Source organism: Bernardetia sp. (assembly GCF_020630935.1).
In the GTDB taxonomy this organism is placed as follows: Bacteria; Bacteroidota; Bacteroidia; order Cytophagales; family Bernardetiaceae; genus Bernardetia.
The window spans coordinates 1-26,996 of the sequence record NZ_JAHDIG010000045.1; the positions used below are offsets into that span (position 1 = coordinate 1).

Genomic DNA, 26,996 nt, shown 5'->3' on the forward strand with positions numbered 1-26,996 from the left:
AAAAAAGTTCCTCAATAAGAAAAATAATTGATAATTTTTATACTAACTATTTGGAATACTGCAAATTATTCGTACCTTTGCATTCCCTAAAGGATACTATACGTGAGCAAAATGCTTTATACGTACAAGTCCTTTTTCAAAATCGCTTTCCTTATATCTTTAATTTTAAAGGTTATAGAAGTAGTAATGAGTAAGTCAAATTTGTCTCATTACACATTTTTGAGAAAGAATCCATTCTGTGTAAAAGTTTTGCATAGTATCTACAAGGGATTTGAAAAGCGTAATCTAATCAGACTTCTTTCAGTAGAATAAAATTATATTAAGTTTTTTAAAGAAGTTAGAGTTCTTAATCAGAATCTTTACTTTCACTTAAAAGACTTTTTTTATTGCTTTTTTCTTAAAGAAAAACATAGAAAACGTAATTCATAATTGATATTTTGAAATGATTTTTTAAGCAGATTCATAATTCAGTTATTGATTTTCTCAAAAGGTTATTTTCAAATTTATCTTTTTAAAGACCATTAAACGCAAAAGGAGTTATGTTACAGCCTAAGCGCACCAAGTTTCGTAAACGTCATAAAGAAGTACGTCGTACTAGAGGTATTGCTCAACGTGGTTATACAGTAGATTTTGGTGATTTCGGTATCAAAGCCTTGGAGCCAGCGTGGATTACTTCACGTCAGATCGAAGCAGCTCGTATTGCTGTTACTCGTGCAATGAAGCGTCAAGGTCAGGTATGGATTCGCATTTTTCCTGACAAACCAATTACCAAGAAGCCTGCAGAGGTTCGTATGGGTAAGGGTAAAGGTGCTCCTGAATATTGGGTAGCTCCTGTCGTACCAGGTACAGTACTTTTTGAAGTTTCAGGTGTTGATAAAGCACTAGCGCAAGAAGCATTGCGTCTGGCTGCTCAAAAATTACCAATCAAAACTAAATTTGTTAAGCGTATTGATTTTGATGCTTAATAGCTAAATGAATCAGCGTTTTGAGAGGGTAAAAAACTTAATCTTAACCGACCTTTAACTTGACGAAGTTATGACACTTAAAGAAACAAGAGAAGAAATCAGAGGACTAGATGATGCAGCCTTGAAAGCTAAAATAGCTGAACAGCAAACTGCACTCCAACGCTTGAAGTTTAGCCACGCTATTTCTCAAATTGAGAACCCTTCAAGCATCAGAGATGCAAAACGCATGGTAGCTCGTCTAAAAACTGAACAAAGAGCAAGACAAATTGCTAAATCCAAGTAGTTATTAATTTAATTGCTGCTAACAGTATTCTTACTATGGAACAAGAAACAAAACTAGAACGCAAAAGCCGTAAAGAACGTATCGGAATTGTCAAAAGTAATAAAATGACATCTACGATTACAGTTTCGGTAGAGCGTAGAGTAAAGCACCCATTGTACGGAAAATTTGTAAAGAAAACTTCAAATTTTATGGCTCACGATGAAGGCAACACTGCTAATATTGGAGACCGTGTTCGTATTATGGAAACAAGACCACTCAGCAAACGTAAGCGTTGGCGTTTGGTCGAAATCTTAGAACGTGCGAAGTAATTGTATTTTATTACAATAAAAAGCCTTTCTCGTTCTGCTATAAATTATTTTTAGCAGAACATTCTAAAAATAACGTTACTTTTTTTGGTTGTTCATTTATAATCAATTTTAGTAGCACATCGTTTCACTCTTTAATTATTATTGAGCGATGATTCAACAAGAAAGTCGTTTGGCAGTTGCTGACAACTCTGGAGCAAAAGAAGTTTTATGTATCCGTGTATTAGGTGGTACGAAAAAACGTTATGCTTCTGTAGGAGATAAAATTGTCGTTTCTGTTAAATCTGCAATCCCTTCTGGAAATGTCAAGAAAGGAGCAGTTTCGAAAGCAGTCGTAGTGCGTACGAAAAAAGAAATACGCCGTAAAGATGGTTCATATATTCGCTTTGAAGAAAATGCAGCAGTACTCCTCAATGCTCAAGACGAGCCTCGTGGAACTCGTATTTTCGGCCCAGTGGCACGTGAACTAAGAGATAAAAGATTCATGAAAATTGTATCTTTAGCTCCCGAAGTACTTTAATAGAACTTTCTATAAAAGTCTTCTTTAAATTATTTAAGTGTTAGACACTAATGTACTAATTGTACAAATCCTTACGGATTATGAAAAAGAAAAACACTCAAAAATCTGTCAAACTTCATGTAAAGAGGGGAGACAACGTAATCGTAATTGCGGGCAACCACAAAGGCGAACAAGGAACAATTACTGAAGTAAAAGTTAAAGAGCAACGTGTAATTGTAGAAGGTTTGAATATGGTAAAAAAGCATATCAAGCCGTCTGCAAACAATCCAGAAGGTGGTATCATCGAAATGGAAGCTCCTATTCACATCAGCAACGTAGCACATGTAGATGCTAAATCTGGTACTGCAACACGTATCGGACGTAAGAAAGATGAGAACGGTAAACTTGTTCGTTATTCTAAAAAAAGTGGTGAAATTATTTAAGTTATGGCAACACCTCGTTTAAAAGATAAATACTTCAATGAAGTAGTTCCTGCTCTAAAAGACAAATTTGAGTTTAAATCAGTCATGAGAGTGGCTCGTTTACAAAAAATTTGTATTAATAGTGGAGTTGGAAAAGCTGTCTCAGACAAGAAACTCATCGATACTGCCGTAGAAGAAATTTCTACTATCGCTGGACAACGTGCTGTACCGACATACTCTAAGAAAGCTATCTCGAACTTTAAACTTCGTGAAGATATGCCGATTGGTGTGCGTGTAACACTTAGAGGCGATCAGATGTATGAATTCTTAGACCGTTTGATAACAGTTTCAATGCCTCGTGTACGTGACTTCAAAGGTATTAGTGATAAAGGCTTTGATGGTCGTGGAAACTACACTTTGGGCGTGAAAGAACAAATTATATTCCCTGAAATTTCGATCGATAAAGTGAAGCAAATTACAGGAATGGATATTACTTTTGTTACTACTGCTCAAACTGATGAGGAAGGATTGGCTCTTTTGAAAGAACTTGGTATGCCTTTTCGCAGCTAATTTCAATCAATTTTGAACAAATCTGACTTATCTAAATCAATATTTAAGTAATATTGTATTCAGAACTGAGCCGAATTGAAGTTCAAATTTAATAAAGTTCAAATCCAAATCTAAGTCAATCATAAGTTATGGCTAAATCATCGATGATTGCACGTGAGCGTAAACGCCAAAAGTTGGTAGATAAATATGCTGAAAAACGTGCAGAATTAAAAAAACGTGCAAAAGAAGGAGATATTGAAGCACAAATCGCTTTAGATAAGCTTCCAAAGGATGCTTCTCCAGTTCGTTTGCACAATCGTTGCCGTTTGACGGGTCGCCCTCGTGGCTACATGCGCCGTTTTGGTATCTGTCGTGTTGTTTTTAGAGAAATGGCTAACGATGGAAAAATACCAGGTGTAACAAAATCAAGCTGGTAATTCTTTTTACAAGGACTATACTTACCCAAATTCTTTAGAATTTTATATATAATATTTTTAATCTTTGGGGAATAAAAAATTAAGTTCTTTTTTCATATTTCCTGAATATAAACCTTGAGGGAATGACAACGGATCCTATTGCAGACTATCTGACTAGACTCAGAAACGCAATCAAAGCTAATCATAGAATTGTAGAAGTTCCAGCTTCAAAATTGAAGAAGGAAATGACTAAAATTTTGTATGATAAAGGCTATATACAAGGCTATAAATTTGTAGATGCACCAGTAGGAGCTTCTATCAAAATAGCATTAAAGTATCATCCTGCTACTCGTACTCCTGCTATCACGCACTTAGAGCGTGTAAGTAAGCCAGGTTTGCGTCAGTACCGTAAGTCTGATGAATTACCTCGTGTACTCAATGGATTGGGTATCGCTGTAATCTCAACTTCACACGGTGTTATGACTGACAAAGAGGCAAGAAGTAGCAACGTAGGAGGAGAAGTACTTTGTTACGTATATTAATATTGCACTCATTTCATATAATTCGTATAATTCATTTAGATTGTTTCAATGATAAGATGAGTTTCAAAATACATAATAATTTTATTACTATTTAGAGTAATTTAATTCGTAATTGACAAATTCGTAATTGATAATTGAACCATCTAATAAATCTGATAGAAAATGTCACGAATTGGTAAAAACCCAGTTACTATCCCTAGTGGAGTAACTATTAACGTTTCGGACAACACCATCAAAGTAAAAGGTGCAAAAGGCGAGCTTACTCGTACGATTGACCCTAGAATTTCTGTAAAAGAAGAAGATGGAAAGTTGGTTTTTGAGCGTTCTAACGAAGAAAAACAAACTCGTGCTATGCATGGTTTATACCGTGCTTTGGTACAGAATATGGTTCAAGGCGTATCTGAAGGTTACAAGACTCAATTGGAGCTTGTAGGTGTAGGATACAAAGCAGAAGCAAAAGGACAAATTCTTGAGCTGAACTTGGGTTACTCACACAATATCTTTATGCAAATTCCTAAAGAAGTTAGTGTAAGTACTGAGATGCTAAAAGGTCAGAACCCTAAAGTTACCTTAGAATCTAGCGACAAAGAATTACTCGGACACATTACTGCTAAAATACGCTCACTTCGTAAGACTGAGCCGTACAAAGGTAAAGGTGTACGCTTTGTGGGCGAACAGATTCGTCGTAAGGCTGGTAAGAGCGCAGGTAAATAATCGTTGAGTAATTTTAACTGATTGAAAAATTAGTATAAAAAAAATAATACGATAACTTCGTGTTCCTTATTTTGAGAAATTTTATAATAAACTAGTATCATGGCAACTACCTCACGCAAGAGTCAGCGTCGAACTCGTATTAGACGTAGTATTCGTAAAAAATTAGCGGGAACAGCCGAAAGACCACGTCTTTCTGTATTTCGCAGCAACAAATATATTTATACCCAGCTCATCGACGATGTAAATGGGCGTACCCTTGTGAGTGCTTCTCTCAAAGATATTGATGCTGAGAAACATATCAACCAAGAACTATCAAAGCAAGTAGGTTCAAAACTTGCTGAGCGTGCTAAAGAAAAAGGTATCGATAAAGTAGTTTTTGACAGAAATGGTTTCTTATATCACGGAAATATCAAAGCAGTAGCAGAAGGCGCACGAGAAGGTGGACTTCAATTCTAAACACTTTGCAACCGACCTCATAAATTATGGCAGCAAACGTAAATACCGTTAAAGCAAGCGAAATAGAACTAAAAGAAAAAGTAGTTACTATCAATCGTGTAGCAAAAGTAGTAAAAGGTGGTCGTCGTTTCAGCTTTGCAGCATTAGTTGTAGTTGGCGATGGCAACGGTGTAGCAGGTTACGGTCTTGGTAAAGCCAATGAAGTAACAGATGCTATTCAAAAAGGTATAGAAGACGCTAAGAAAAACTTAGTGAAAGTACCAATTATCAAAAATACGATACCACATCCTATTATTGGTAAATTTGGCGCAGCTAAAGTAATGCTCAAACCTGCAACGCCAGGTACTGGAGTTATTGCTGGTGGTGGTGCAAGAGCCGTATTGGAAGCAATCGGTATCGAAAACGTACTTGCTAAGTCTCAAGGCTCAAATAACCCAGGAAACGTAGTTCGTGCTACATTTGATGCATTATTGCGTATGCGTGATGCAAAAGCAGTAGCAGAGCAGCGTGGTGTTAATCTTACCAAAGTTTTTAATGGGTAAGAAAGTAATTAACAATGAATAATTTATAATTGATAATTATCAATTCAATTATTGACTTCATTCTCAATGTCTTTACAATAAATTGTCTTGTAAATAACAGTTTGAGGCTTATTAATTTGAAGTTTAAGTAATTTTTAATTATCAATTTTACATTGTCAATTTATCTGATTACCAAAAACTATTTAGTAAAATGGCGAAAATTCGTATTACTCAGGTGCGTAGCTCAATCAAACGCCCAAAAAAACAACGCCTAACTTTGGAAGCTCTAGGGCTTCGCAAAATGCACCAAACCGTAGAGCAGGAAAATACTCCTAACATACTTGGAATGGTAAAGGCTGTAGAACATTTAGTAAAAGTAGAGGAAGCATAGGTTATAAACACGATATTTTGAGGATAACTTTAAATCTTATCTTCAGAATACTTTAGAAAAAGATTTTTTTTTCTACCTTTGCACTCACTTGAACAAATTCCTTATTAAGCAAAGACTTATTGTTGTTTGTTTTTTCTAAGGATTTTGTCTTTTAATCTCATTACATTTTACTCAAAGCGTTTAGCCTATAAAATGGATTAGGAAATAGCGAGTTTTGGGTAATTATATAAACTAATCTAAGAAATGAAACTTCATCAGTTAAGACCTGCAAAAGGGGCTGTAAAGTCTAGCAAAAGAGTAGGTCGTGGACAAGGATCTGGACGTGGTGGTACATCTACACGTGGACATAAAGGAGCGCAATCTCGTTCTGGTTATAGCCAAAAATTAGGTTTTGAAGGTGGACAGATGCCACTTCAACGTCGTGTACCTAAGTTTGGTTTTAAAAACCCAGCTCGTGTTGCTTATAAGCCAATTAACTTGGATACTCTTCAAGAACTTGCTACAAAGAAAAATACTACTGTTATTGATGTAGAATTATTAGCTGCAAATGGTTTGGCAGGAAAAGGCGATTTGGTAAAAGTATTGAATCGTGGAGAACTGACAACAGCTATTGAGGTTACTGCACATAAATTTTCTGCTGCTGCTAAAGAAAGCATTGAAAAAGCAGGAGGAAAAGCAACTACACTCTAACAACAAGAAAGCCGATTATGCTCTATGAAAGTAGCTCATAATCGGCTTAACTTGATTATAATTTATACTAATTACTATATATCTAGTATTATAAGTCTAAAGGCTTATGAAATTTAGTAAACTAGAAAAAGCATTATGAAGAAGTTTTTTGAAACTATAAAAAATATCTTTTCTGTAAAGGAACTCAAAGACCGTATTTTCCTTACTATTGGATTACTAATGGTTTTTCGTTTAGGTTCTTTTATTGTTTTACCTGGTGTTGATCCAAGTAAACTTGATACAGGAAAAAATGGTATTTTAGGCTTTATAGATAATATTTTAGGAGGTGCATTTGAGCGTGCCTCAATATTTGCCTTAGGTATCATGCCTTATATCTCTGCATCAATTATCATTCAACTTCTTACTGTGGCTGTTCCGACATTCCAAAAAATGCAGAAAGAAGGAGAGTCGGGTCGTAAAAAACTTACTCAAATCACTCGTGCGCTTACTATACTTATTACTATCGGACAAGGTTTTGCCTACTTAAAAGGAACTGTTCCAGTAGATGCAATTATTATAGATCAAACGTTCTTCTTAATATCATCTATTGTTATTCTCACTTCAGGTACAGTTTTCTGTATGTGGTTAGGAGAAAAAATCACAGATAAAGGAATTGGAAATGGTATTTCACTTCTCATTATGATAGGTATTATCTCACGTTTCCCAATGGCAATCGTTTCAGAAGCAACTTCAAAAGGAGCAAGTGGAGTATTTCTTTTTGTTTTAGAGGTTTTAGCTTTATACTTGGTAGTTATGGGAGTTGTTCTTATTGTACAAGCTGTACGCTATGTTCCACTTCAGTATGTAAAGCAAGTAGCAGGTCGTTCTCAAAAGCAAATGCTTACTCAAAAGAAACGTTCTGCATTACCTCTTAAAGTAAATGCAGCAGGTGTAATGCCAATCATCTTTGCACAAGCACTTATGTTTTTACCTCCTTTGGTAGCTGGAGCTTTTCAAGGTGATGATACGCCAAATGCAGATTATGTAGCACAAGCATTTTCAGACTTTACTTCAATAGAATACAATGTTCTTTTTGCTGTCTTGATTATTGCATTCACGTTCTTCTATACTGCAATGACTATCAATGTACAACAAATTGCAGATAATTTGAAAGATAGTGGAGGGTTTGTACCAGGTGTTACTCCAGGGGAAGAAACCAAAAACTACTTAGGTAAAATTTTAGATAGAATTACTCTTCCAGGTGCAATTTTTATTGCGATTGTAGCTGTACTTCCTGCTTTAGCAGCAGCAGCTGGTGTAGGTACTCAGTTTGCTCAATTCTATGGAGGAACATCTCTTCTCATTATGGTAGGTGTTGTATTAGATACACTTCAACAGATTGAGAGTTACCTATTGAACAAAGAATACGATGGACTTATGAATACAGGAAGTGTAAAAGGTCGTCAAGCACAACCAATGAACTATATATAAATCAAAACAAATCACTTCTTCATTGTATTATATAATGCGAGTACGACTTGTTTAGATTTTAAAATCATTATACAAAGCATCAAGAATCGACTTGATGCTTTGTTTTTTTAGATGAAATTATTAACCCTTTATTTTACTTTTTGATAATAAAATCAATAGAAAAATGGGAAAACCAATATACAAAACAGCACAAGATTTAGAGAAAATGCGTAAGAGTGCTGACCTTTTAGGACGCACACATGCTGAAATTGCCAAACGCATTATGCCTGGAATCACTACCAATGAGCTTGATAAGATAGCTTATGAGTTTATCAAGGATAATGGAGCAAAACCTAGCTTTTTAGGACTATATGATTGCCCTAGTTCTATTCTTACTTCTGTAAATAATCAAGTAGTTCATGGCTTACCCAATAACAGACCTCTAAGAAATGGCGATATTATTTCTGTTGATTGTGGTGTTTTCTTAGATGGTTTTCATTCTGATAGTGCCTATACTTATGAAATTGGTAATGTTGCCCCAGAGATTAGGAATCTATTGAAAGTTACTAAAGAAGCCTTGTATATTGGTATTGAGAACATGAAATATGGCAATAGAATAGGGGATATTAGTAATGCCATTCAAAAGCATGTAGAAAAAAATAATTATACAGTGGTTCGTGAGCTAGTAGGACATGGAGTAGGAAGAAAGATGCATGAAGCTCCAGAAGTACCTAACTTTGGAAAAGCAGGTAAGGGAGAAAAAATTAGAAATGGACTTGTGATTGCTATTGAGCCAATGGTAAATATGGGGAGTCGTAGTGTTTTGCAGTCAGATGATGGATGGTCTATTGTAACAAAAGATGGAAAACCTGCTGCCCACTTCGAACATACAGTTGCTTTAGTGGATGGAAAACCAGAAATCTTGACAACATTCAAGTATATAGAGCAAGCTATTAAGATGTTTCATAATTAATACTGTTTCTTCTTAGTTTTCATTATTTCTTAGATGCTCATTTCAGAATTTATAAAAAAAAATACTCAGTATTTACTTTCTACTAATCAGACAGATGAAAGGGAAGTACAAACAATACTGCGTTTTTTAATTGAAGATACTTTACAGATAAATAGAATTGATTTCTCTAGTCGTTTCTTAACACAACAAGAAATTGAGTTTCTAAACCAAAGTGTAGAGCGCCTGAAAAATAATGAACCTCTACAACATATTACTAAAAAGGCTTATTTCTATGGTTTAGACCTAGAAGTAAGCCCTAATGTCTTGATACCCCGACCCGAAACAGAAGAACTGGTACATCAAATTTTAAAAGACTTTGAGAATAGAAAAGAGAACAAAGAAATATTTTTAGAAGTTGGTACAGGAAGTGGGTGTATCAGTATTGCTCTTGCTAAAAATTTACCTAATTTTCATTTTATTGCGATTGATATATCTGAAAAGGCTTTAGAGATAGCTAAAAAAAATGCTAAGAAAAATAATGTGGAAAATATAGAATTTCTACAACTAAATTTTCTTGATAAAGAAGAGGTAAGAAACTGTAAAGCGATAAAAAATATAACACATATTGTCAGTAATCCTCCTTATATAAAGGAAAATGAGAAGGCAACTATGAGTGCAAATGTCCTTGATTATGAGCCACATATAGCACTTTTTGTAGAAAACACCAATCCTCTCATTTTTTATAAAGCCATTGCTGAATTTTTCACAAATACTACTGTTAATAAGAATAGTTTCTTATATGTTGAAGTCAATCAATATCTAGCAAAAGAAACAAAAGAGCTTTTCATAAGTTTTGGATTAGAAAATTGTATTATTTTTAAAGATTTGCAAGAAAATTTACGATTTGTCAGAGCAACTTATGAGTCGTTTTAGTGTAGTATCCAATTTTATTTTTTTGACTTTTGAGAATTTTTTTCCTAAAAAACATATTATTTCGCACTAACTCTGCTTTTTTTGCTTTAAATTTGCAAACAACTATCTTTGTATTTTTATGGAAAGAATAATTTGTTATTATACCTAACAAATTCTTTCTAACCAAAATTTATTTTAATTCAAACAAATTGCGAAGTATTTTTTATACTATGAAATGCAATAAAGACATGTCATTCTTTTAGTTTTGAATGATTTGTCTGATGAAAAAGTCTGTTCTGTATTTGTTTTTACGTATTTTTGCGTTATATTTTTACAGAGAGATTTTGATAAAAACCAAAAATAAGGTATAGAAATAATTATGAGTAAAAATAAATAGTAGATTAAATTTGAGTAGTCTTATAAAACATATCAAATTCTAGCGATTTTTGATGTACAGACTAACTACTCACTTTTTAAAGTATTTTTAATAACTTTAGTAGAGTTTTGAAAATTTTTCTTAGGAAAATCTACTTTATTTTCGATTTATGCTAAATTATTTCAACTTAAAGTTGGTCTCTTTTATAGTATTTATTTTCTTTGTAACAACTTAACCTAATCGCTAATCTCAATCTAATACCCTGATTATGAAAAAAGGAATCCGTAATTTGAGCTTATTGCTCATGTTTCTTTTAGCTGGGACATTTGTTAAGGCACAAGATGATGCCTCTACAACAGCTGAAAGCGACGACAAAGCAAAAGATGGTGCTACTAGCATCTACGAACAATGGCGTGACCCACAGCGTTTTCGCTTACCTCCTGCCGTAAATCAACTAATGACTGATGAAGTGTCTCCTGCTATCAGTCGTGATGGAAAAACTCTTATTTTCCAATCTAACCGAGGAAAAACTTGGAAAGGATATGGTCTTTACATGACTACTCGTGATGACAATGGCAAGTGGACTAAGCCAGTTGCATTAGAATCAATTAATTCTAAGGCTGGAGATAGCACTGTAATTGCAGGTCCTTTTCTTAGCTACGACGGACTTAGCCTTTTCTTCTCTTCTAACATGGAAGATACTAAAGGAGGAATGGATTTGTATGTTTCTACTCGTGAAAGCAAAGATGGAGAGTTTGGCGAGCCTACTAACTTAGGTGATGTAAACACTGCTGATTATCAAGGTTTCCCTACAGTTTCTGCTGATGGAAATCGTCTTTACTACATGCAACGTGCTGAAGGTGCAGAGAATGAAACTTCTGAAGCTGGTTCAACTGAAGGAACAGATGCTAAAAAATCTGGTAAAGAAAAAGTATGGTGTTATACAGCTATGGTTTCTAAGCGTTCTGCTGACGACAAGTGGTCTGCTGGTGAAGAGCTAGAAGGTGCTATGAACGAAGATTGTAGCAAAGCATTCCGTATCATGCCTGACGGTGAAACAATGTTCTATACTTCTATGAGAGATGGAGCTAAAATGCAAGCAAACACTAAAGGTATCCGTGCTGATGCTAAAGATTTTGATTTGTTTATGTCAAGAATGGAAGGTGAGTCTTGGGGTGAGCCTATGGCTGCTGATTTTGCTAATCACCTTTCAGCAGAAGGCTATGTAACAGTTGCTCCAGACGACGGAGCGCATACGGTTATGTATTTTGATGCAGATATGAATGCTTCTCATGAAATTTTCTGGACATTAGTACCTCCAGGATTTGCTCCTCGTAAAGTAATGTTAGCTCGTGGTAATGTAGAGGATTCTGTAACAGGAGAGCCTGTATATACTATCATGAAGTTTGAAAACCTTACTCGTCCTTCTTTAGGATATGACCGTTACAACGACGAAGAAACTGGTAAATTCTCTACTGTAATTACAGAAGGAAATAAATATAAAGTAAGCATTAATCACGAAGATTATTTGCCTTATGAGTTTATGTGGGATTTCACAGATGCTGACGAAATCACAAACCTTTATCAGAGAGTACGTCTAGTACCTAAAGGTGTTGAAGTTACAGTTACTCTTCTTGATGCTATTGATGAGCAGCCAGTAGATGCAAAACTTACTGTTAAAGCAGCTGATGATACAAGCATTGGAGATGTAGAAAAAACAGGAACTGGTAAATATGAAGCTCGTCTTGATCCAGGACAAGTTTATACTCTCACTGCTGAAGCAACAGGAAACTATATGGAAGAAACAGATACTTTAGACCTTACTCAAGCGCAGTTTGGAGACAAAGTAAACAAGATTCTTTATATGCTTGATGCTACTAAAATCAAGTTTGACAACATCAACTTCGCAACAGCTCGTTGGGATTTGAATGCAGAAGCAAGAGCAGAACTAGACAAAGTGTATCAGTTCTTGACAGATTATCCTAAAATGAAAATCCGTATTGAAGCTCACACTGACTACCGTGGTGGAGATTCTTACAACCAACGTCTGTCTCAAAACCGTGCTAAATCTGCATTGGATTACTTAGTTGGAAAAGGTATTCCTACAGAGCGTTTGGAGTCAGAAGGATATGGTGAATCACAACCAACTGTTCCAAATGAAGTGAACGGAAGAGCTAACCAAGCTAACATGGCAATCAACCGTCGTGTAGAATTCAAAATTGTTAGATAATAATTGATTATCTATAATTTTAGAATCAAACCTTTATTTAGGTTTTGATTTAAACAACAAAAAAACCAATTATTGAAAAATAGTTGGTTTTTTTGTTATATTACTTTTTGATTACAAGTGAGTTATATATTACTATTTCTACTTAGGTATTTTTTATTTTTGTAACTAAAACCAATTCAATTCGTTAATAATAAGTTAGCTGTTGTGTCTGTATAGGCTTTGAAATGTATTTTTTAGATTAGATCAATTATGAATATAGTTTTACCAAAATTGAATAAAAATATACTATCAATGGTAAGTTGTATCTTACTTTGTATTGTATGTATAAACATAAGTGAGGCACAATACCTACCCACTAATTTTTCAGATATAAGACCATTGGATAACAAACTTATGGTCAAAATCAAACCTAGTACAAAACCTAAACTAGAATCTGTAAGTAAGGCACTTAAAACGAAGACTATAAAAAAGCGATTTGCGCCTTCATCAATAAACAATACAACCTTTCATCTAAAAAAAGCGACAGCTAATGTAGTTCGTCTTCAAGACTGGTATGAAATAGAAATTTCTTCTACTACCACAGTAGAAGAAGCCATCAATTATTATCAAAAACAAGATTTTGTTGAATATGCTGAACCTATCTATCCAAATTATATTTTAGCTCCTCCTTATATTCCTAATGATGTATCAATGCCTACACAGTGGCAGTTAGGTGTTGCAGAGTTATATGCAGCTTGGGGACTACACAAGGGAGATAGTAATACTGTTATTGGAATTATAGATACAGGAGTAAAAACAAATCATCAAGATTTGAAAAATCAAATTAAAGTAAATTACGCTGAAAAATATGGACAAGCAGGTGTAGATGATGACAATAATGGTTTTGTAGATGATAGTTTGGGCTACAATTTTGGTTCTATGAACCCAAATGTAAGTGATTATCAAGGACATGGAACAGGAGTTACAGGTATGGCTGCTGCTACAACAGACGACGGATTAGGCATTGCAGGAACTAGCTTTGACTGTCGTTTTTTGCCTGTAAATGTTCTGTCACCTAGTTATACAATCGTTAATATGTATGATGCAATACTATATGCAGCCGAAAATGGATGTAAAGTAATCAATGTTTCTATTGGACGTCCAAATTTATGTTTTCAGTGGGAACAAGACGTTATTGACTATGTTACTTTGGTTCAAGATGCTTTAGTTGTGGCTTCGGCAGGCAATACCAACTTAGAATTAGATTTTTTTCCAGCATCTTACAAACACGTATTATCAGTAGCTCATTCTGATCAAGGGGATAATCGTTTTTCTGGAGCTACATACAGTAATTATGTAGATGTAATGGCTCCAGGAGCTAGAGTTTTGACTACACATGTAAATGGCGCATATAGTTATGCTTGGGGGTCTTCTTATGCCTCCCCATTTGTTGCTGGTGTTGCAGCACTTGTGCGTTCAGCATTTCCAAACCTGTCTGCAAGCCAAGCAGGAGAGCTTGTGAGAATAACGGCAGATGATAAATATAGCCAACCTGCTAATGCTCCATTCTTAGAGAAGTTAGGAAAGGGAAGAGTAAATGCCTTTAGAGCTTTGAGTGAAGAAGTTACTGCAAAATCCATACGAATGGATAATTTTTCTTTTTTTGGTCGAAATGGACAAGCTGCATTTTCTGGGGATACAATAACCTTAGAAGCTGATTTTATAAACTACTTGAAACCTACTACTCAAAATGCTAGAATACTTATCTCTACTACTTCTCCACACATCCAATTTTTAGACAGTGTATTTGATATTGGAGAGATGACAACAATGCAGCAGAAAAACAATTCAAGCCGTCCGTTTCGTTTTATTGTCTCCCAAAATGCTCCACTAGATATAAACGTGAAATTTCGTTTAGGATTTTCAGATACCAATTATTCAGATTATCAATATTTTAGTATTCCTGTAAATGCGCCTTATTTAGAAATTCCGTTCAATACGATTCAGTTTACACTTACAGGAAATGGGCGTGTAGGATATTACGATATTTATAATAGATTTGGAGGTGGAGTTAAATCGTCTGGTTCACAAACATTACAAGAAGGAGGTTTGATTGTAGGAAAGTCTGATAATAATGTTTCAGATAATATTCTGACAAATATTGGTAATGTCTATAAAGATGATGATTTCAAATTAATAGATATTCCAAGAATAGTACAAAAAACACCGTTTTTTACAAAGGCATCATCAGAGTTTGCTGATACTTTGGGAGTAGTTAGTCCTCCTGTGGGTGTACATGTAAAACATACAGTTAAAGGAAGAACAAATACTCCACATCATCAATATATTATCTTAGAATATGAGTTTACAAATGTGAGTGGTGCTGTAATGGATTCAATGAATGTAGGTTTGTATTATGACTGGAACTTAGGAGACTATACTAGAAATTTTGCCGAATGGGACAATGAACGTGAGTTTGGTTATGTATTTGGCAATGGAGCAAGTGGATATGCTGGTATAAAAGCAATTAGTTCTAATAAAACATATTTTGCTTTAGACTTTGAAAATGTTGGAGGAAATAATATTAATGTAGTGGACGGATTTACATCTGCTGAAAAATATCAGAGTATTTCTACTGGAATTGCTCGTAGGCGTGCAGGCTTTAGTACAGGAGGTGCAGATGTAGCTCATATTGTAGGGACTGTTTTACAAAACTTTGCTATCGATGAGACAAGAAAAGTTACTTTTGTAGTTATGATTGCTCCCACTCTAATGGCGTTAAGAGAAGCTCATGATGCTGCAATGTTGGCAACTGACCCTTCCTCTTCTATATCTCCTACTCCAATAGTAAATAATACACTTTGTGAGAATACTTCTTATACTATTACACCACAAGGAGGAACAAATTTTAGATTATATGATATAGCAAACACTCAAACTCCTATTCAAGCTGGAACATCTTTTACACTTACTCCAGCAGATTTGGGAAGAGAGTTTTATGTAACCAATACAGATTCTGTTTTGGAAGGAGATTATACTGTTTTATATTTTAGCACACGCACAGCAGTAGCTGATTTTACTGCTCCTTCTCAACTCAATTTAGACCAAACAAGTGGTGTTATTTTTCAAGATGCTAGCCAAAATGCACTCTCTTGGTCGTGGGATTTTGGAAATGGTCAGACCTCTACTTTGCAAAATCCACCTTCTATTTCTTATGCTCAACAAGGAATATACACAGTTACTCTAACCATAACAGATATTGCAGGCTGTACTAGTACAAAGTCAAAAACGATTCAAGTAGTTCGAAAATCTCCAAAGCCTGTTATTGCAACTGTTTCCCAACAGTCTTGTGATAATCGTTCTATCGAAATACGTCCATTAAATGGCACTAATTTTAGGTTTTATAATGCTCAACATACATTATTATCAACAGGAAGAAGTTATGTGATTCCACCTAAGTCTCTTGATAGTCTTTATGTTTCTAATATAGATTTTGCCTTAGAAAGCGATAAAGTGTTGGTTAAGGTTCAGTGGGTAAGATTAGATGCAGATTTTGTTGCTAGTCCTAAGTATGATACCCTTTTATATGACAACGTACTATTTCAAAATATGTCTTCTGGAGACTTTTTTATTGAAAATACTACTTGGGATTTTGGAGATGGCTCACCTATTCAAACTGGTGTAACTAAAAGACATACTTATTCAGCACAAGGAAGGTATAAAGTGAAAATGACTGTAACTAATCAGTTTGGGTGTGAGAAAGTAGTAGAAAAGTGGTTTTATGTAGGTAAGGCTTCACCTCGTCCAATGATTACATCTCCTATCAAAATTTGTAAAGGAGGAAATATTACTATTCGTCCGAGTGGGGGAAGATTATTTAATTTTTATTCTAGGTTGGATTCTCTACCGATTGCACAAGGACAGGAAATTTCATTTAGCACAAACACTGAAATTCCAGAAGTTTTATACATTAAAGGAGCTGATTCATTGATTGAGAGTGAGCCTGTGAGTACACGTTTGGAAGTAATACAAGTAACACCTAATTTTGATTTTCCTAGAGAACTTTATTTAGATGAGCAAACAACGGTTAGTTTTATAGATACTACTCCTCGTGCTATGAGTTGGCTTTGGGATTTTGGAGATGGTACAACTTCAACAAACCGAAATCCAATACATTCATATAATGCACAAGGAAATTATACCATTACACTTACAGTAAGAACAACAGAAGGTTGTCAAGGACAATCCTCCAAAAATTTACAGGTCTTTAGTCGTTCTCCTAAGCCTATTATAAATGATATTTTTATATGTAAAAATGATTCCGTTACAATTATTCCACAAGGAGGAACATTATTTAATTTTTATAATTCTGCCACTACTGACCAGCCTATTTATACAGGAAGAGCATACAATGTAGGCTTTGTTGGAGAGCCTAAAAACTTTTGGGTTACCAATCTAGATTCTGCCTTAGAAAGCCGTGCTGTGAAGGTTCATATAGGTTTTGCTCGCCCTTCATCTGATTTTGAAATGAGTGTAACCGATACACTTAATCTATTTGAGCAAGATACATTGTTCTTAACAGATAATAGCCAAGATGCTGTTTGGTGGTATTGGAGTTTTGGTAATGGGCAGATAGGAACTACACAGAATACACAAACTGTCTTTGAACGAGAGGGAGAATACGAAATTACACTAATTACTAGAAACTCAATAGGTTGTATAGATTCTTTGAGTCGTAGATTAGTGGTCGTTGACACTCCAGTTATAACAGGAGGAGAACCAGATACAAATTACCAAGTATTGATTTATCCTAATCCTGCAAAAGATTATCTCAATACATATATAGAACTGCAAACAAGTGATGAGGTAACCATCAAAATTTTTAATAGTCTAGGACAAGAAGTAATCAGAAGTAAGAAGGAACAAATTACCAAAAAACGATTCCTCTTTGATGTGAGAACTCTAACAAAGGGAATGTATTATGTACAAATAATTTTATCTGATAGGGTAGTAAGTAAGAAAGTAGTGTTAGATTGATATGAGCTAATTTGTTAGATACGAATCTTTTCAGTACAAAAAAAACTCATTCTTATTGCAAGAATGAGTTTTTTATGAAATATGTGAAAATTTTATCAATTCACAGCCAAATTTAAAATAGCTGAATAAAAAAGAAGTTGATGTATTTTCCAAGTATCCATTGTTCCTCCAAATTTCTCTTCCCAATCAGCATCTTGGTAGTTCATGAGTTTTTCTTTTTCTTCTTCTGAAAGGGCTTTCACAGATACATCTTCATAAAATTTCATTTGGAATGGATTCCAAGTTTCAGTTTTTGAACCAAAAAAGCTATTCCATTCTTCAATAGGTTTGGCGTTCCATTCTTGGATTTGTTCATTAGAGAGAAGTTCTATATTTGGTTTTTCTGGGTCTAAAGTTTGAGCGACAGCAGCAGGTGTAATAGCAACACAGCCAAAAAAACTAAAAACAATACCTGTCAGGAGTATAAATAAATTTCTTTTCAAAATAGTAATGGATTAGAAATGATAGGATATTCTTTTTTATAAAATTATCAAAATAATGGGGGATAACAATCTTCCCTAATTATTTATACTTATAATAAGCAAAATAAGTTTATTTTTATAAAATTCTAACACATTTCAAGCCAAATCCCCTGTATATGAATGAAATAGCAATAAGACACTTGTAATAAAATAAGAGAAATAAGATTTTTTTAAAACTTAATTTTCAATCCATATTCTTTTTTGAGTGTTAGCAATGCTTCTGCATTACCTTTTGCATCATCAAGAGCATTGTGTGTGTGCCGAGTTTGACGCAAATGCTTAAAGTTTTTGAAAGTATCTTTAACAATACCTTTGTAAAGACTACCTAAGTTTTGTGAGCTAAATCCAAATGGATTTTCTCCTAAAAAATGATGAAAATACCAACAGACAAACATCCAATCAAAGCCATTATTATCACTAATAAATATAGGTCTGTTGTCGCAAACTTTATGTATCCAATCTTTAAACTCTTGCATGACTATTTTGGGTTCTTCAAAGCTAAGAGTTTGTTCCCTACTAAATCCAGAAACAGCTAATGCTTTTGGATTATAGTTTTCTGAAATAGGTTTCAAACAGCCATAAAACGTTTTATCTAAGGCTTCATCTACTACGATTGCACCTAGTGAAATCATAGAGTAATCGGATGGAATTGCACCATCAGATTCAATATCTACCATAATATAAGTCATTATTTTGTTTTTTTTAAGTTGTTGTATTACAGTGTTTTAAAGTTGAAAAGTCAGTTTTATAAAAAAATGTTATGAAAAAATGCAACTCAAAAGGGAGAAAGTTACGTTAATACTTTCAAAATTTTCAATTTAAAATGAAAATTATGAATAATACACTTATCTCTGCTGCTGATTCTTTATCTTTTCAAAAAAACCAAACCCATACTTCTTTTAGTTCCGATAAAAATACCTCTAAGAAAAAGGAGAAAACAGACCTTACAAACTACCAAAGTTTGCTCAACTACTACCAAAAAGCGACCGAAGATTATAAATTTTGGAGTGAAAATTATCATATGCATTTTGGTTTTTACAAAAAGGGAATGAATCCTTTTGATTTGGAAAAAATGCTTCTTCAAATGACAAAAGAAGTTTTTGCTCGTTTAGAAATTTCTAAAAATAGTGAAGATGTTAAAGCCATCGATTTGGGTTGTGGTGTGGGAACGAGTGCAAGGTATTTTTCTCAAACATATCCTTTGGCTAAAGTTACTGCCGTTACACTTGTACAAGAGCAAATAGAGTTAGGAAAATTTTTGTTAGAAAAAGAATCAAAAAATAAAGAAAATATACAATTTGTTTGTACAAATTACGAAAATACACTTTTTCAAAAGAACAGTTTTGATGCAGCTTATGCAATAGAGAGCAGTTGTTATGGCAATGGAAAAGATAAATTTGAGTTTTTGAAAGAAAGTAGCCGATTGCTCAAAAGTGGAGGCAGACTGGTAGTGGCAGATGGCTTTTTAAAACATGGAGAAAAATTGCCTTTCTTGATAAATCAAGCCTATAAAAAAAACTGTGAATGTTGGGCATTGACAGAAATGGGGCAGATAAAACCATTTTTAGAGGCAATGGAAAAAGTCGGTTTTAAAGATATTAAGGTAGAAGATATTTCTTGGAGAGTTGCTCCTTCGGTGGCACATGTGCCTTATATTACGCTTAAATTTTTACTCAAACAAATTCAATCAAAATCTATTTTTAGTCTGCATCAAGAGCAAAAAAACAATGTCTTTGCTCCTCTCATGACGATGCTTTTAGGATTGGCTAGAAATCATTTTTCTTATTATATTGTGAGCGCAACGAAAAAATAGAAGTTGTGTTTGTTGTTGGTGGAGACACCAACAACGGCTAATTTTTTAATTGTTCATTTTTAATTTTCCATTGAAATTATGCTTGCCCTACGCCTCCTAGAAAAAGACAGTTCTCATTCTGATAGAATTCAGCTTCAAGATGTTAAAACACCTGAACCAAAAGAAAACGAAGTGCTTATCCAAATGCAAACAGCAGCTCTCAATCGTAGAGACCAATGGATAAGAGAAGGACTTTATCCGGGTATTCGCCCTGCAACGTTGGGTTCAGACGGTTGTGGAATTGTCGTAAAGACAGGCGAAAATGCAAAAAAATGGGAATCCAAAACGGTAATTATCAATCCAAATAACAACTGGGGAGACGACGAGAGACACCAATCAGCTGATTATCATATTTTGGGAATGCCTACTGATGGAACATTTGCTGAATTTCTTTGTGTAAATCAAGATAGGTTAGTAGAAAAACCAAAATCACTTTCTTTAGAAGAAGCTGCTGCTTTGCCACTTGCAGGTCTTACAGCCTTTCGTTCTGCGTTTTATCATGGAGGCATTAAGAAAGGAGATAAAGTTTTGATTTCGGGTGCTGGTGGTGGCGTAGCTCAATTTGCCTTTCAATTTGCTGTGGCAGCAGGAGCAAAGGTTTTTGTAACTTCTGGAGATGATGAAAAACTAGAGAAGTTGGAAGAAATGGGGGCAGCAGGTGCTGTAAATTATAGAGATGAAGATTGGAATAAGCAACTCAAAGAAATGGTAGGAAGTTTTGATTGTGCTATCGATAGTGCAGGAGGAGAAACCTTTGCCGAAATTATCAAACTCTTAGGACGTTCTGGACGTATAGTTTTCTATGGAGCAACGCTTGGCTTGCCTCAAAAAATTGATTTGTACAGAATGTTTTTCAATCAAATCCGTATTCAAGGCTCAACGATGGGAAGTGATAAGGAATTTGTAGAGATGGTAAACTTCGTAGAGAAACACAAAATAAAACCTATTATTGGTTCAGTTACACCTTTTTCTGATATTATTTCAGCCTTTGATACCATGAAAGAAGGAGAAGGCTTTGGAAAGCTCGTTGTTTCTATGAAATAACCCATTCAAATTCTGACAGACCTCTTTTGAGGCTGTCAGTAATTTTAGAATAAAGTTTATTCGAATAATTTTACTTGTCCTCCTTTTTTCAATCGCCAAGATTCTTCTCCTACTCGTTCTGCAATATCCTCCAAAACTTTCAAAATAGTTTGTGCTTCTGGAGTAATTCCATTTTTGAGAAGAGGTAAAATATGCAAAACAATTTCATCAAAACGAGCCTTTTTGTTTTCTCTTTCCATTCTTCGAAGATAAGAAATCAAATAATAACGCACTCTCAAATGTAAATCAATATGTGTTTTGAATTTTTGATTTTTTTGAATGGTAAAAAGTTCTGTTTTGTCATCATAATCAAAAGTTCCCAAGAGAAAAGGCGTAAGGTCAGAATATTCTTTTTTCAATAAATCTAAAAAGCCAAGTTCTAAGCCTTTTATGATTAGTTCGTCGTTGATTTGCTCTAAGGTAGCTCCGTTATTTTGTGCAATGACACCTTCAGTTGTTTGGATAATTATTTCAGCGATATTCATTCCTAAAGCAGCTTTCATAATCGCTCTAGGCTTTCTAACTTTCTTAAAATTAATGATAAGCTGACCAGATAAAACAGTAAATGGATGCTGACGTTTCTTAAAACTTGTCTGTCCATTTTTTTGAGCCACAGCACCAGCATATTCAAAACCACAACGCTCTGCTGTTTCGACTATCAAATGCCAAAACTCTGGGTCTTTGTGAGCAAATACAAAACTCATCCATCTATCAAACTTCAAAACACGATACATTTCTTCTATCGATTTTGCCATCAAAGAGTTGTACTCGTCTTTGCTTTTCTTTTGCTCTCCTCCTTCTATGGCTTCTAGTGCAAAATCCTCTTCCGTTACTTCCAAATCTAGCCACGCATTCCACATCGTACTCAAATCTAAGTAGGGAATCTTCTTTCCATACGGTGGGTCTGTATAAATATAATCTACACTTTCTTTCTTAATAAAACTCAAATCCGTAGCCGTTCCTTTTACTATTTGGGCGTTTTTATTTATTTCCTCTACTGTACTGTGAAATTTTATTACTTCTAATGCTATTTCTTTTTTAGCATTAACTATAGCTGATACTTTTTTCTCAAAGTTGGGTATAAAGTCTAGTTCTACCTCATCTGGAGCAATTCTGTAACGATAATACCTCATTGGAGAACTATCTCCAGCGTTTTTACTTGCAGATTTAGAGTGATGATAAGTGAGATTTATTTTATTTACTAAACTAGAGAAAGCCAAAAGCAATGATTTTTGAATATTTTTATCTTTAATTTTTTAATAAGATGTTTCACAAATGCAAGTTTGGCTTTTTGTTCATCTGAAAACAAATCTTCTATCACTTTTACATCAGAGCCTTTAGGCAAAGCAAAGCCAGTAGGGTAAGAGTGTTTTTTGAGTTGTTCTTTTTGCTTCTTGGTATCCCAATTTTTGAAATTTTCTATATCTGATTTTTCGTATTCAGCTTTTATTTTCTCAAATGCTAGTTTGAGGTCGCTTATTTTGACAGGAGCTATCAAGGCTTCTACCATAAATACAGACATTGGATTAATATCTATGTGAATGGCTTTTCTACCTATCATTAAGGCTTCTATGGCTGTTACCCCAGAGCCACCAAAAGGGTCTAATACTACATCGTCTCTCTGCGAAAAGTGACGGATATATTCTTGCACTACATTCCAAGCCTGCCGAGTAAAATAACCGTGTACACCAAAATGACGTTTGGCAGCTCTCTTTTTTACATTTATTTCCTCTAAAAAAGGTTTTTCTAAGTAGTTGAAGTTTTTATTAGATTCTGTTTGTTTATGAAAACTCTTAGGGTCGGTGTAAGTATATTGTTTTCCAGTTTGAAAGGCTGAAGGAGAAAGCAAGCTTTCTAACTGCTGCCAATGGTGTTCTATATCTCTGATAGGAAAAAATAGAAGTGGTTTTTTCTCATCATCTCTAAACAAAATAAATTCCTTCCCATTACAAAGAGCAAAGAACTTGGTACGTACTTCGGGATGAATAGCATAGGAATAGACTTGTTCTATATGGTCGCTGTCGTGTATACTTTCATTAGGAGCTTTGGCATCTAACACCCATGCATAACTTTCTCCAACTTTGAATAAATAGTCTGGAACGAGATGTATGTTTCGTTTTTTTGAGCCTATTTTTACAAAAGGATGTTCCAATGTTTTACTTCTAACAATGCTATTATGGTTATAACCTAATTCATGAAGAATAGGCAAAATAAGAACTTCCCTAACACTATCTTCTTTGAAATCAGGATTATCTAATAAGTTGAAGTCAAAATTTTCGAAAAGCATATTTTATATTTTAATAGCAAAGAAATAAAACACAAACATATTAAAACCTAAACAAACAAAGAAATAATTTTTATACGAACTAAATTTTACCTTAAAAAATCACAATAAATCTAGTTTTTATTTAAAAAATGTAACCTTTTTCAATACACAACAACGTATTGAGGTAATTATTTGTGCCTTTATCTTTTGTATCGTAATTTGTAAATAATTACGTATGATACGGGTTTCTAGCCTATATGCACGTCAAAATTAATCTAACTTCAATATGCCTTTTTTACACATTTTAAATAAAACCAAAAAAGTTACTTTAGCTTTAGCTATCGCCACTTCTGGTTTTGTTAGTGCTTTTGCACAGCAAGCAGAGCAACCCTTTTTGCGTTATCCTGCTATTAGTCCAGACGGACAAACAGTAGCCTTTTCATTTCAAGGCGATATTTGGTCTGTGCCTGTGAATGGTGGAAATGCTACTCGCCTTACCATTCATGAAGCCTACGAATTTAATCCTCATTTTAGTCCAGACGGAAAACAAATAGCCTTTCAAGGCGACCGTTATGGCAATGATGATATTTTTGTAATGGAAACAGTTGGTTCAATGCCAAAACGCCTAACTTATCGCTCTTCTGGAGATAATTTAGGAGGTTGGACTTCTGATAATTCTCTTCTTTTTACGTCTCGTCGTGATTTTGCTCAAGCAGAGTGGGCGCAAGAAATTCATAAAGTTTCTGCCAATGGAGGAACGCCAGAGCGTTATTTGGATGCTTTGGGCTACACGCCTTCAATGTCGCCAGATGGTCGTTTTGTGGCGTACGTACAGGGCTACAACAAACCAGAGCGCAAAAATTATCGTGGTTCGGCAAATCGTGATTTATATTTGTATGATACCAAAACCAAAAAATATACACAGCTAACGACTTTTGCAGGGAACGACATGCATCCAGATTGGTCGGATAGTCGTAATTTATTTTTTGTAAGTGAAGCAGATGGAAGTTATAACCTCTATAAAATAAATCTGACAGACGAAGGAAAAATAAATGGTACTACACAGCAACTCACTACTTTCAAAGATGATGGTGTTCGTCATTTTGACGTAAGCAAAGATGGAAAAACAGTTGTTTTGGAGCAAGGAACAGGCATTTTTAAGCTAGATGTTGATTCTAAAAAAATTACTTCTCTCAATGTAAACGTAACTTACGATTATCGCTTTGACCCAATAGAAAGAAAAACATACAGTAATAGACTACAAGAATATGCAGTTTCTCCAAATGGAAAATTGGTAACTTTTGGTGTTCGTGGAGAGCTATTTTTGATGGAAAATGACAAGGAAAACAAGCGTACGGTTCGCCTTACTCATAGTCCATTTCGTGAGCAAGAAGCTGATTTTCTAAATGATTCTACGGTTATTTTTATTTCGGATAGAGAAGGACAAAAAGATATTTTTATGGTAGCTTCTGCCGATGCAAAGAAAAATGGGCTTTTCGAAACCTTGAAATACAAAACTACTCGCCTTACCCAAACGCCTCAACATGAGGATAATCTAAGTATTGCACCAAATGGAAAAAAGATTTCATTTACTCGTTCTGATAAATTTATCATTGCTGATATTGATGGAAAAACAGGTCAAATCACAAACGAAAAAGTGATTTTAGAAGGTTGGAACTTGCCAAGTGGTTTGCAGTGGTCGCCAGATAGTAAATGGATTGCATATAGCCAAGAAGATTTGAATTTTAATGCAGAAGTATATATTGCAGCAGCCGATGGAAGCAAAAAACCTGTAAATATTAGTTATCATCCACGTATTGATAGTGAGCCATTTTGGAGTAAAGATGGAAGTAAACTTGGTTTTATTTCAGAGAGAAACAATGGAGATGCAGATGTGTGGTTTGTGTGGCTCAATAAAAAAGACTGGCAAAAAACTAAAAGCGACTGGGAGGAAAAAATAAGTTATGACGAAGACAAAAAAGAAGAAAAGAAAGATGACAAAAAGGACGAAAAAGACGATAAGAAAAAAGAAGTAGAGCCTATCGAAATAGATTTTGATAGAATACACGAACGCCTTGTACAAGTAACATCTATGAATGGAAATGAGTCTGATTTAGTTATTTCTGATGATGGAGAAACATTTTATTTTGTTACCAATCGTGGTGGCTGGACGGCTTCTACCGACGACCAAGACCTTTATTCTATCAAATGGAATGGCGACGAGCGCAAAGCCATCACGCAAGGAGGAACTACGCCTTATGGAGTGAGTCTTTCAGCAGATGGAAAAGAACTTTTTTATGTGGCTCGTGGTGGCTCACTTTTCAAAGTTCCTGTTGCTACTTCTAAGCCAGAAGGATTACCTTTCTCTGCTCGTATGGAAATTGATTATTTACAAGAAAGAGAAGGGATTTTCAATGAAGTTTGGAGTTTGATAAATGAGCGTTTTTATGACCCTAAATTTCACGGAGAAAACTGGGGAGAATTAGGTGAAAAATACCGTAATTGGACACAAAAAGCCTCTTCTGAACGTGATTTTCAAGAGATGATGAACCGAATGCTTGGTGAACTCAATGCCAGCCACATGGGATATTATGCAGGCGACCGTGCCGAAACGCAGCGTGAACGTACAGGACTTTTAGGAACAGAAATCACGATGACAAAAGAAGGTGCAAAGGTAATTCGTGTAATTCCAAATAGCCCTGCCGATAAGGAATTTAGCAAAATTAATGTAGGTGATATAATTACTTCTGTTGATGGACAGCCTGTCAAACTAGAAGAAAATTTCTATAATCTCTTTGCTGATAAATCTGATATTCGTACCGTTTTGGGAGTGAAAAATACTAAAGGCGAAACTAGAGAGGTTATTATTCGTCCTGTTACTTCACTGGGTGATGAACTTTATAATGAATGGGTAATGGAAAGACGTAAACTGGTAGAGAAATATTCTAATGGAAAGCTAGGCTATATTCATATTGAGGGAATGAACTGGGAGAGTTTTGAGCGTTTTGAGCGTGAACTTTCAGCGAGTGGAGAAGGAAAAGAAGGTTTAGTCATTGATGTTCGCTTCAATGGTGGTGGTTGGACAACCGACTATTTGATGGCAATCCTAACCACAAGACAGCACGCCTATACTGTTCCTCGTGGCGCAACTGATGATTTGAAAAATCAAAAAGAGTTTTCTAATTATTATCCGTATGGCGAACGTTTGCCTTTTCCTGTTTGGACAAAACCATCTATTACACTTTGTAATGCCAATAGTTATTCTAATGCCGAAATTTTCTCTCACGCTTACAAAACCTTAGGGTTAGGAACACTTGTAGGACAGCCTACGTTTGGCGCAGTAATTTCTACTGGAGGAGCTGCTTTGATAGATGGTTCGTTTGTTCGTCTGCCATTTAGGGGCTGGTATGTAAAAGGCTCTGGAATGAATATGGAAAACAACGGAGCACAGCCCGATATTTTGGTTGAAAACTCTCCGAATGCAAAAGCAAATAACGAAGACGAGCAACTTCAAAAAGCTGTTGAAGTGCTTCTAAAGCAAATTGCAGAGAAGAAAACAGCTAGTGGAAAGCCGTAATTCAATTAC

25 protein-coding genes are annotated in these 26,996 nt (G+C 34.8%); 21 read left to right on the forward strand and 4 right to left on the reverse strand.

What is annotated here, in order from left to right:
• Nucleotides 1-539 precede the first annotated feature (539 nt).
• The 18 genes from rplP (at nucleotide 540) to QZ659_RS13100 (ending at nucleotide 17,688) form a co-directional block, all read left to right on the forward strand.
• Nucleotides 540-965 carry a 50S ribosomal protein L16 gene (gene rplP, locus QZ659_RS13015; RefSeq protein ID WP_291726259.1) on the forward strand — a complete coding sequence of 142 codons (426 nt, stop codon included), beginning with the start codon at nucleotides 540-542 and terminating at the stop codon, nucleotides 963-965.
• A gap of 70 nt (nucleotides 966-1,035) precedes the next feature.
• The gene (gene rpmC / locus QZ659_RS13020; protein WP_291726260.1) at nucleotides 1,036-1,248 is read left to right on the forward strand and encodes a 50S ribosomal protein L29; all 213 of its coding nucleotides are present in this window, start codon (nucleotides 1,036-1,038) and stop codon (nucleotides 1,246-1,248) included.
• A gap of 35 nt (nucleotides 1,249-1,283) precedes the next feature.
• Nucleotides 1,284-1,556 carry a 30S ribosomal protein S17 gene (gene rpsQ, locus QZ659_RS13025; RefSeq protein WP_291726261.1) on the forward strand — a complete coding sequence of 91 codons (273 nt, stop codon included), beginning with the start codon at nucleotides 1,284-1,286 and terminating at the stop codon, nucleotides 1,554-1,556.
• 148 nt (nucleotides 1,557-1,704) lie between these two features.
• Complete coding sequence (rplN, locus tag QZ659_RS13030) at nucleotides 1,705-2,073, forward strand: 50S ribosomal protein L14 (protein ID WP_291726262.1); 369 nt, start codon at nucleotides 1,705-1,707, stop codon at nucleotides 2,071-2,073.
• Nucleotides 2,074-2,153: 80 nt separating this feature from the next.
• Nucleotides 2,154-2,495: a 50S ribosomal protein L24 gene (gene rplX, locus QZ659_RS13035; protein ID WP_291726263.1), complete on the forward strand. Its 342-nt coding sequence runs from the start codon at nucleotides 2,154-2,156 to the stop codon at nucleotides 2,493-2,495.
• 3 nt (nucleotides 2,496-2,498) lie between these two features.
• Nucleotides 2,499-3,044: a 50S ribosomal protein L5 gene (rplE, locus tag QZ659_RS13040; RefSeq protein ID WP_291726264.1), complete on the forward strand. Its 546-nt coding sequence runs from the start codon at nucleotides 2,499-2,501 to the stop codon at nucleotides 3,042-3,044.
• 128 nt (nucleotides 3,045-3,172) lie between these two features.
• Entirely contained in the window at nucleotides 3,173-3,460 is a 288-nt protein-coding gene (gene rpsN, locus QZ659_RS13045; protein ID WP_291726265.1) for a 30S ribosomal protein S14, read from the forward strand.
• A gap of 122 nt (nucleotides 3,461-3,582) precedes the next feature.
• Complete coding sequence (rpsH, locus tag QZ659_RS13050) at nucleotides 3,583-3,981, forward strand: 30S ribosomal protein S8 (RefSeq protein WP_291726266.1); 399 nt, start codon at nucleotides 3,583-3,585, stop codon at nucleotides 3,979-3,981.
• A gap of 162 nt (nucleotides 3,982-4,143) precedes the next feature.
• A complete protein-coding gene (gene rplF, locus QZ659_RS13055; protein WP_291726267.1) occupies nucleotides 4,144-4,695 on the forward strand; it encodes a 50S ribosomal protein L6 in 552 nt (183 codons plus the stop codon).
• Nucleotides 4,696-4,794: 99 nt separating this feature from the next.
• A complete protein-coding gene (gene rplR, locus QZ659_RS13060) occupies nucleotides 4,795-5,151 on the forward strand; it encodes a 50S ribosomal protein L18 (protein ID WP_291726268.1) in 357 nt (118 codons plus the stop codon).
• Nucleotides 5,152-5,177: 26 nt separating this feature from the next.
• The gene (gene rpsE, locus QZ659_RS13065; RefSeq protein ID WP_291726269.1) at nucleotides 5,178-5,693 is read left to right on the forward strand and encodes a 30S ribosomal protein S5; all 516 of its coding nucleotides are present in this window, start codon (nucleotides 5,178-5,180) and stop codon (nucleotides 5,691-5,693) included.
• Nucleotides 5,694-5,883: 190 nt separating this feature from the next.
• Nucleotides 5,884-6,063, forward strand: coding sequence for a 50S ribosomal protein L30 (rpmD, locus tag QZ659_RS13070; RefSeq protein ID WP_291726270.1), 180 nt, complete (start codon nucleotides 5,884-5,886; stop codon nucleotides 6,061-6,063).
• A gap of 243 nt (nucleotides 6,064-6,306) precedes the next feature.
• Nucleotides 6,307-6,753, forward strand: a complete 447-nt coding sequence (gene rplO, locus QZ659_RS13075; protein WP_291726271.1) for a 50S ribosomal protein L15 — start codon at nucleotides 6,307-6,309, stop codon at nucleotides 6,751-6,753.
• 135 nt (nucleotides 6,754-6,888) lie between these two features.
• The gene (gene secY / locus QZ659_RS13080) at nucleotides 6,889-8,223 is read left to right on the forward strand and encodes a preprotein translocase subunit SecY (RefSeq protein ID WP_291726272.1); all 1,335 of its coding nucleotides are present in this window, start codon (nucleotides 6,889-6,891) and stop codon (nucleotides 8,221-8,223) included.
• Between the two features lie 163 nt (nucleotides 8,224-8,386).
• A complete protein-coding gene (map, locus tag QZ659_RS13085) occupies nucleotides 8,387-9,175 on the forward strand; it encodes a type I methionyl aminopeptidase (protein WP_291726273.1) in 789 nt (262 codons plus the stop codon).
• Between the two features lie 33 nt (nucleotides 9,176-9,208).
• The gene (gene prmC, locus QZ659_RS13090; protein ID WP_291726274.1) at nucleotides 9,209-10,087 is read left to right on the forward strand and encodes a peptide chain release factor N(5)-glutamine methyltransferase; all 879 of its coding nucleotides are present in this window, start codon (nucleotides 9,209-9,211) and stop codon (nucleotides 10,085-10,087) included.
• A 623-nt stretch (nucleotides 10,088-10,710) separates the two neighbouring features.
• On the forward strand, nucleotides 10,711-12,672 hold the full coding sequence (locus tag QZ659_RS13095) for an OmpA family protein (RefSeq protein ID WP_291726275.1): 1,962 nt from the start codon (nucleotides 10,711-10,713) through the stop codon (nucleotides 12,670-12,672).
• A gap of 393 nt (nucleotides 12,673-13,065) precedes the next feature.
• Entirely contained in the window at nucleotides 13,066-17,688 is a 4,623-nt protein-coding gene (locus QZ659_RS13100) for a PKD domain-containing protein (protein WP_291726276.1), read from the forward strand.
• A 95-nt stretch (nucleotides 17,689-17,783) separates the two neighbouring features.
• On the opposite strand, the gene QZ659_RS13105 is transcribed toward QZ659_RS13100, so the two are convergent.
• Complete coding sequence (locus QZ659_RS13105) at nucleotides 17,784-18,170, reverse strand: hypothetical protein (protein WP_291726277.1); 387 nt, start codon at nucleotides 18,168-18,170, stop codon at nucleotides 17,784-17,786.
• A 209-nt stretch (nucleotides 18,171-18,379) separates the two neighbouring features.
• On the reverse strand, nucleotides 18,380-18,898 hold the full coding sequence (locus QZ659_RS13110; RefSeq protein WP_291726278.1) for a 3'-5' exoribonuclease domain-containing protein: 519 nt from the start codon (nucleotides 18,896-18,898) through the stop codon (nucleotides 18,380-18,382).
• A gap of 143 nt (nucleotides 18,899-19,041) precedes the next feature.
• Between QZ659_RS13110 and QZ659_RS13115 the strand changes: the two genes are divergently transcribed.
• Both QZ659_RS13115 and QZ659_RS13120 read left to right on the forward strand, forming a co-directional pair.
• Entirely contained in the window at nucleotides 19,042-20,022 is a 981-nt protein-coding gene (locus QZ659_RS13115) for a methyltransferase domain-containing protein (RefSeq protein WP_291726279.1), read from the forward strand.
• Nucleotides 20,023-20,100: 78 nt separating this feature from the next.
• Complete coding sequence (locus tag QZ659_RS13120) at nucleotides 20,101-21,105, forward strand: quinone oxidoreductase family protein (RefSeq protein ID WP_291726280.1); 1,005 nt, start codon at nucleotides 20,101-20,103, stop codon at nucleotides 21,103-21,105.
• Nucleotides 21,106-21,161: 56 nt separating this feature from the next.
• On the opposite strand, the gene QZ659_RS13125 is transcribed toward QZ659_RS13120, so the two are convergent.
• Nucleotides 21,162-22,364 (reverse strand): hypothetical protein, encoded by a 1,203-nt coding sequence (locus QZ659_RS13125; RefSeq protein ID WP_291726281.1) that lies wholly within the window; start codon nucleotides 22,362-22,364, stop codon nucleotides 21,162-21,164.
• A complete protein-coding gene (locus tag QZ659_RS13130; protein ID WP_291726282.1) occupies nucleotides 22,346-23,431 on the reverse strand; it encodes a DNA methyltransferase in 1,086 nt (361 codons plus the stop codon). Before QZ659_RS13130 ends, QZ659_RS13125 begins: the two co-directional genes overlap by 19 nt.
• 265 nt (nucleotides 23,432-23,696) lie before the next feature.
• On the opposite strand from QZ659_RS13130, the gene QZ659_RS13135 reads away from it, so the two are divergent.
• Complete coding sequence (locus tag QZ659_RS13135) at nucleotides 23,697-26,987, forward strand: S41 family peptidase (RefSeq protein WP_291726283.1); 3,291 nt, start codon at nucleotides 23,697-23,699, stop codon at nucleotides 26,985-26,987.
• The last annotated feature ends 9 nt before the right edge of the window (nucleotides 26,988-26,996 follow it).